This window comes from Nitratireductor basaltis (genome assembly GCF_000733725.1).
Taxonomy (GTDB): Bacteria; Pseudomonadota; Alphaproteobacteria; order Rhizobiales; family Rhizobiaceae; genus Chelativorans; species Chelativorans basaltis.
On the sequence record NZ_JMQM01000004.1, the window covers coordinates 1 to 6996 of the forward strand.

Genomic DNA, 6996 nt, shown 5'->3' on the forward strand with positions numbered 1-6996 from the left:
GACCTTACTGCTCGGGGCATGCTCTTTCTCCTCTGTCCCGTCACTACGAGACAAGGATGAGGGATACCCATGCAAGGAACAAAAGCCGACGAAAGTCGTACAAGGAGGCAACTGCTGCACGAACAGCGACAGCCTCCCTGCCCTTCTCCCCGCGCACGTCGTTCGCCGGAGTAACGTTTTCCTCCTTCTCGGAATCGACTTGCCAGAGATTTGAATCGCTTGTCCCTGATTCAGAATCCGAAGATCTCAATTTATTTCAAAGTAAGATGCCTTGCCTGCACGTGGAGATGCATTCTTCAGCTGGCAGAATCGCTTTTCCATCATCCGGAATCGCTGGTCCGCATTGCGGAATCGGCTTCCACCGATCCTGAATCCAGACATCTCAAATTTTTTCGCGTTGCAGGCACTGCATCATGGGTTGGCTGCATCTCATCACGCATCATTGCGCATTGCCGCACCTTCTCGAGCACCCGGGCAAGCGGTTCGCCTTCAAGAGTCCCGTGCTCAAGCAGGGCTTCAGCAACGATCTTGATCCCCCTGACATTCTGTCGAACCAAGGCAAGCGCCTCTGCATAAGCCTCATCGAGACGTCTACTCACTCTCGCTCGCAATTCCAGATCGCTTGCTAGAGCATCCTCCCAGGTGTCAGGTGATCGGTAGACGAATGGTTGACGAGCTCCCACGCCGACCGATGCTTCCAAAGAGAAGGCCAAGGCCGTTGCTTGAGCCAGATCAGATTGCGGACCGCCGCCTGCGCCGAGCGTTGGTCTACCCACTACCACCTCTTCAGCCGCTCGACCTGCAACATATGACCAGATCAGGCTTTTTCGACCCTCTTCGTGATGCATGACGTCCGGATGGAACGTGGATTGCGTGTAAGGCCGTCCGTCCGATCCCTCGATCGTTACCAACTCAACCTCGGCTACGCCCGTCAGGGTCCGAGCGACGACATGTCCGGCTTCATGCACTGCGAAGCGATACCGCAGTCCATCATCCAGCTGAGGCAACCGATTCTTGATCCGCGCTTCGACATCATGGAGCGTCACCGCGCGGTCCTCACGGCGAGACCTCTGCCGCGCTTCCCGCACCAGCTTTTCGATATCGGCACCACTCATGCCATTGGCGCGGCGGGCGATGCGTAGGAGCTGCTCAATTTCGGCACCTTCAATCGGAAGATGGCGCTTAAGATGATGCCGCAGGATGCCCGAGAGAGACTTCGTATCCGGGAGCGGGATCTCGATGTGTGTCTCAAGGCGGCCCGCACGAACGAGGGCCCGATCCAGCAGCTCCGGTTTGTTGGTGGCACCAACGATGACTACCCCCTCACGTGCGACGGCACCATCCAGCAGCTCGAGCGCCTTATTGATGAAAGAGTTCCAGTACGAACTATCCCTGTCTTTGTGCCCTCCTCTTGTGCCAAAGCCGTTAATCTCGTCGATAAACAAGACAATCGGTCTATGCCGCTCAGCCTCTTCAAAAGTCTCCCGCACCCGCTGCAGCACCTCGCCGAGCGCGCTCGGCTCCAGCCAGGTTGACACGGATGTAGCCAGCAGAGGCAGCTGAAGGCTATTTGCCAGTGCTTTGGCAAAAGTTGTTTTGCCTGTTCCAGGGGGCCCGTGAAGCAGGAGGCGCGTGATCATGTCCTGCCATTCCAGTTGCCCCTCGCGCCAAAGGACGAGATCATTTTTCAGAGCAATAGCCCACTCCGCAGCTTCGCCGTAGCCGGAGAGCGCCTCCACCCGCAGGGCATTCTCATCATCCGGAGCAGCAGGCTGAATGAGTTCACCACCTGTGTCTGCAGTTCTGCTGTGCGATGAGGGAGCGTTGCGAGCGCTCTTCTTGCTCTGAGCCGAGTGTTTTTCAGGTGGTTGGGCAATTTTTGCCTGAAGCCGCTTGAGGACCTCCGAGCCGCTCATGCCAGGCCGAATGCACCAGAGCAGATCATCCAGAGAGAGTGTACTGCAGTCTTCTGGACTCACGGCATCCAGCATATCCAGATCATCTGCCGCGCCGATGACATGCCGCGCAACTTCTTTCAACAGTGCTGGTGACAGCGGATTGCAGCTGAGCCTCAGATCAGCCGACTGCACCAGTCGCTCTGGCAGGAGATCGGGGTGATCCGCGATCGCCAGCAGCGGCAACCCAGTGGTCGGAGCATGCTGCAGTCCTCGTGCGACGTCTCGTCTAGAGATCTCGTAAGAAGACTCAATCAAAATTGTAAGTCGCGGCGAGTAGGGCCGCATAACTGAAGGTGCAGCCCAGTCGAGAGTGATACGATCCACGGGGATCATGGTGAGCGGACGCGGCAGCAGAATCCCGCGGCGTAGAAGATGCGAGCAGCATCGTTCGAACCCAGGAACGGCTCCTTCCAGAGCGACAACAGGTCGGGGCCGTGACAGCAAGGCGTACAGGTCCGTCAGTGAATGGCCACTGTGCGCAGCCGCATCGCCAAGCATTAGAATGGTGGCGATCTCCGCGGCCAAAGCAGGCTCCACAGCGTCATGGACAGCAATTAGAAGCTCCTTCACCTGCTCCGCATCTGCCCCTTCTTCATCGTCATCAGGGCCGATCAGCGTGTCTGTCTTCTTGCCGAAAACCTCGTCTTCCTCGTCGCCGTTGAAGGCGAGGCAAGCGATCATCTCCAGGCGCAACTTCCGGCGCAGTCCACCCCTCAGAAAAACCTCACTTTTGTGTCCCGGTGCATAGCGCACGGGTGCGTCCTCACCCGCGGTGACGCGCTGAAGAACTTTCAGATTCACCGCAGCTTGCAGCGCGTGCCTGTATGTCTGATGCCGCAGACGCCGGAGCCAGAAGCGAAGGAGTCGGTCCCGAACCGGAGCGTGGGGAGAAGCCATACTCATGCCCCCTCTCCTGCGACAACTTTAAGCTTCGGTCTATGCCGCTGATCCGAGGCGAGCTGACCTCGCGACGCAAGCCAATGCCAGACTAGGATCGCAGTCGGGTCACCTTCATCGACCATCTCCACGAGCCTGCGCAAGACCCAGTTGGCCATCGGTAGATTGTGGTGGCGACCCAATCGCGCCATCCGGATCGCAGCGCCTACAGCACCCGCGGACCTGTCGCGTCTGTACTCGCGTTCGTAATGCGTCCCCTCGCGCAAATCATCCAGGGTCAAGCCAATGCTTCTGGGGAATAAGGTCGTCTGAAGTTCGTCCATGGCAAGAGCCTCCGGCCGCCGGCGATTGCGCCCGCGCTGATAAGATTGAAGATGGAAATCGGAAAGCGTGCTGGTGGCGCTTCAGGCGCGACCAGCGGGATCTATCGCGCCAAGGCAGCGTGGAAATCCGACTCGGATCCGTGGAATCGTTGTGCCTGAGGCATCATGATCCTGCTGATCGTCAGCTTCTGCCTTGTCTTCTGCTTCATCCGTGAAGTCAGTAGGACGCGGAGGAGTTGGAGCATCACCTACACCTGCCATACGCAGACACAACTCTCTCATTTCTTCGCGCACGCGTTGCGCGAACAGCCGACGCAGTCCCAGCATAGCCTCGCCCGCATAGCTCAGGCGAAACAGATCACCCACTTCACGCAGCGCAAAGATGCCGCGCTGCGGTTCGCTCTGTTCGCTAGAGCCGTCAATGATCGCGACATCGATCTCTTCAATGCCGCGCAGTCCCTGCTTGTAGAGAACATCGCCAGCAGCAAGAGCCGAGGCCATCATTTTCCTGCGCAGGTTCTTGATCTTGTTCTCCGGATACGATGAGAGCGATCGCTTCACGTCGAGGATATGCGCCCGTCGCGCCACTCGATCGACGATGACCAGATCAGGCATATAGCTCGTCTTGGCGAATACCTCGGATGGCAAGGCAATGGCTTCAAGTGTCGCCCAGTCATTGCGCTCCAACAGCTCAAGTGCAGCGGGCACAATGGGAAGCGGTTCCGCAAGCTGGACCACCCGCAGATCGGGGTTGAGTGCTGCAATACGTTCAAGCCCGGCCTCAAGGAGCTTCCCCTCGTGGAAGGTGACGGCACGAACCAGAAAGTTGAGGTCTGCATAGTCGCCAAAGACCTCATCTTCCCTGTATGCTCCGGAGCGGATGTTTTCGAAACTCTGCTTCACCAGACCTGCGAGGATCGGTTCCAGCTCCGGAGGAACGGAGGACGGGCCGAGAGCCATATGGGAAACGGATGCGCTGCGCGCGGCAGCACGATGTGCATGCGACATGGGAGGAACTCCAACGAGATCAGTTGCGGTACATGAGCTGCAGACGATCGCGATCGCTTCCGCACCCAAAGAGGAGCAGAGTGACACGGCATGACATCTGCAGATGAAGATGAGCGGCTGAGTTCAGCCTGAGCGGCAGCGTGACGCTATACGCGCGCGCTCATGCACGTAATCTGGAGGGAGAAGCGCTTCCATCAAGGAAGCGAATAAGCTAGCAGTTTTCATAGCCCAATGCCTTCTGACTAAGGTTGCGGGTCAGGCCTTCGCAAGTGTTACCAGCACTCGCGGAGGCCACTTTGTCTGCTCCGGCATGAGGAGCAGGAGTGAATGTGGATCGCTTTAACCCGGATCACAAGTTGCAATTTTGCCGACCCGCGACTTTCGCGATCGCATGGTTAACGGCGGGCTCAGGCCGCGGCGTCGGCGGCGACAAGTACAGGCGCTGGACTTCTTTCGATGTGCTGACAAAAAAAGAGCCAGGGCATAGCTCGGGCTCAATCCTCCCAGAATTGGAGGTCTTGGGAACTACATCAGCTTGCACTTCAGACCCGCACGAACTGTGTGCGCGGACGGATCAACCTCGAAGCCAATGACGTCAAAGTCTTCTGTTCCGTAGTCGGAGTAGCGGTATACCAGGTTGAAGGTGGTGCGATCGGCGACCGCCGTCTCAATGCTCCCGCCGACGGAATGGCATCCACTAGTTGGTGGCGTTGTCAAGCCGCGGGTGGAAGCCAGACGGAGCTTTGGACACGAGTCGCTCCAGGCGATCACGCTTTCTCCCTTTTTGTACTGAGAACACGGCCTGCTTCACATCTTAAAGATCGAGCATAATATTTCGCGCCAGCGTTAAACCAAACGCAGGGGTTGTCGCAGCAAAGATACCGCATCAGATTCTGGGCTCCCGGCGAAAATTTTCGTCTCTATCATGCCGCCGAAGCCTTTTACTTGAACGGAGCCCGCGGCGCATCATGCCGAAGAACGCAATCATCTACGCGCGCTATTCAACGGACCTGCAGAACGAGGAGACGATCGACGCGCAGATCAGCGCTTGTCGCGATTATGCGGAGCGCCACGGGTGGATTGTCGAGCACGTCTTCAGCGACAAGGCTGTCACCGGTACGAGCTTCAAGAGCAGGCTTGGCATCCAGAACCTTTTGCGGCGGGTAAAACAGGGCGGTGTCGACATCGTGCTATGTACGGCGACGGATCGCCTGTCGCGAGATTCCGAGCACAGCCACCACATCTACAAGACGCTGACCCACCACCGGATCGAACTGCACACGAGCCAAAGCGGCAAGGTCAACTCCCTCGAATTCGGATTGAGGGCGACGATCGCGCAGGATTTCATTGCCCAGACTGCGGCGAAGACGCATGACGGCATGAAGCATGTGGTAAAGCAGGGCCGCGTCGCTGCAGGATTGAGCTACGGATACAGAGTGAAGAGCCTCTATGATGCCAAGGGGGATCGCATCCCCGGTCACCGGGAGATCGTCCCCGAACAGGCAGACATCGTCCTGCGCATATTCACGGACTATGCGAACGGCAAGTCACCGCAAAAGATCGCCGCCGAACTGAACGAAGAAGGAGTACCTGGACCGCGTGGTGCGCTATGGCGCGATACGGCAATCAGAGGCCACGGCTCCCGTGGCACCGGTATTCTCAACAACGAACTTTATCTCGGGCGCATCGTATGGAACCGTCAGAGCTTTTCGAAGGATCCGGAGACAGAGAAGCGCCAGGCGCGACCAAACGGCAATGACCAGTGGATCACGTCGGAGGTTCCTGAGCTGAAGATCGTGCCCGTCAGCCTCTGGAATCAGGTCAAGGCAAAGCAGAGTGAGGTGAAGGATATTCACCAACGAACCCTGACCAACCCGCTCAACCGGTCGCACAGACCGAGTTATTTGCTGAGCGGCTTGTTGGAATGCGCTGAATGTGGTGGCCCCTATGCCATCATGGCGAAGGACAGATACGGCTGCACAAATCACAAAAAGAAGCTTGGATGCTCCAACAGCCGGACCGTCGTCCGTTCTCATATTGAGGAGCGGGTCATCAAGGCTTTTCCAGAATCGCTGTTCAACCCGTCAAGTCTGGAAGATATGCGTCGCGAACTGAACGACAAGGTCGAGGCTGACCGAGCAACGCGGAGGAAGGCTCGAACGACGCTCGAGAAGAAGCTCGTCAAGATTGACGAACAGGTCAACAATCTGGCGATGGCCATTGCCAATGGTGCAGGTGGACCGCTCGAGACGCTGACCGGTCTCATCGAAAAGCTGGAAGCAGAGCGCGAGACGCTCAAAGTGGACTTGAACAACTTTCCGGAAGACAACACACAAGGCGCTCAATCACCGCTGATCCTCTCACCTTCCATGTTCAAGACAAGCTTGCAGGTTCTTTGTAGCGCCGAAGCGGTCAATGCAAATGATGAGGTCAAGCAGGCTTTTATTCAGCTGGCACGCAGTCTCATCCAGAAGGTCATCGTTGCGCCCAGAGATAAGAAGGGCGTCGACCTCACCATCCATGGGCATCTCGCGACCGTGCTTGCCACGCTGGAAGCCTGGCGTGAGGAGGAGCGCCGCCTGAAGGAGGGCTATCACCAAGAGTTTGTGAAGAAGCGGGAAACTGGCGCGTTTCAGACGGTGGACGACCGTTTGCGCTTCATGGAGCGTGTGAGGCAGGAGCTTGAATCAAAAAAGCGCTCTTTCGAGCGCTTTCAAGTTTCGGTGGTTGCGGGGGCAGGATTTGAACCTGCGACCTTCAGGTTATGAGCCTGACGAGCTACCGGGCTGCTCCACCCCGCGTTGACGGCC

Annotated in this window: 3 protein-coding genes, 1 tRNA gene and 1 pseudogene; 1 reads left to right on the forward strand and 4 read right to left on the reverse strand. The window is 57.6% G+C overall.

All coding sequences use genetic code 11. The features are described 5' to 3' along the window. Positions 1-320: 320 nt before the first annotated feature. Both EL18_RS17425 and EL18_RS17115 read right to left on the reverse strand, forming a co-directional pair. Positions 321-2759 carry an AAA family ATPase gene (locus EL18_RS17425; protein WP_161782013.1) on the reverse strand — a complete coding sequence of 813 codons (2439 nt, stop codon included), beginning with the start codon at positions 2757-2759 and terminating at the stop codon, positions 321-323. A 500-nt stretch (positions 2760-3259) separates the two neighbouring features. After that, positions 3260-4186, reverse strand: a complete 927-nt coding sequence (locus EL18_RS17115) for a hypothetical protein (RefSeq protein ID WP_051914478.1) — start codon at positions 4184-4186, stop codon at positions 3260-3262. Between the two features lie 968 nt (positions 4187-5154). Here EL18_RS17115 and EL18_RS18420 point away from each other — a divergent pair. Continuing rightward, positions 5155-6234 (forward strand): annotated as a pseudogene (locus EL18_RS18420) (recombinase family protein); the annotation flags it as partial. 36 nt (positions 6235-6270) lie between these two features. On the opposite strand, the gene EL18_RS18115 reads toward EL18_RS18420, so the two are convergent. Together EL18_RS18115 and EL18_RS17140 are read right to left on the reverse strand one after the other, a co-directional pair. Then, positions 6271-6531 (reverse strand): hypothetical protein, encoded by a 261-nt coding sequence (locus EL18_RS18115; protein ID WP_200875562.1) that lies wholly within the window; start codon positions 6529-6531, stop codon positions 6271-6273. 379 nt (positions 6532-6910) lie between these two features. After that, positions 6911-6987, reverse strand: a tRNA-Met gene (locus tag EL18_RS17140). Positions 6988-6996 lie beyond the last annotated feature (9 nt).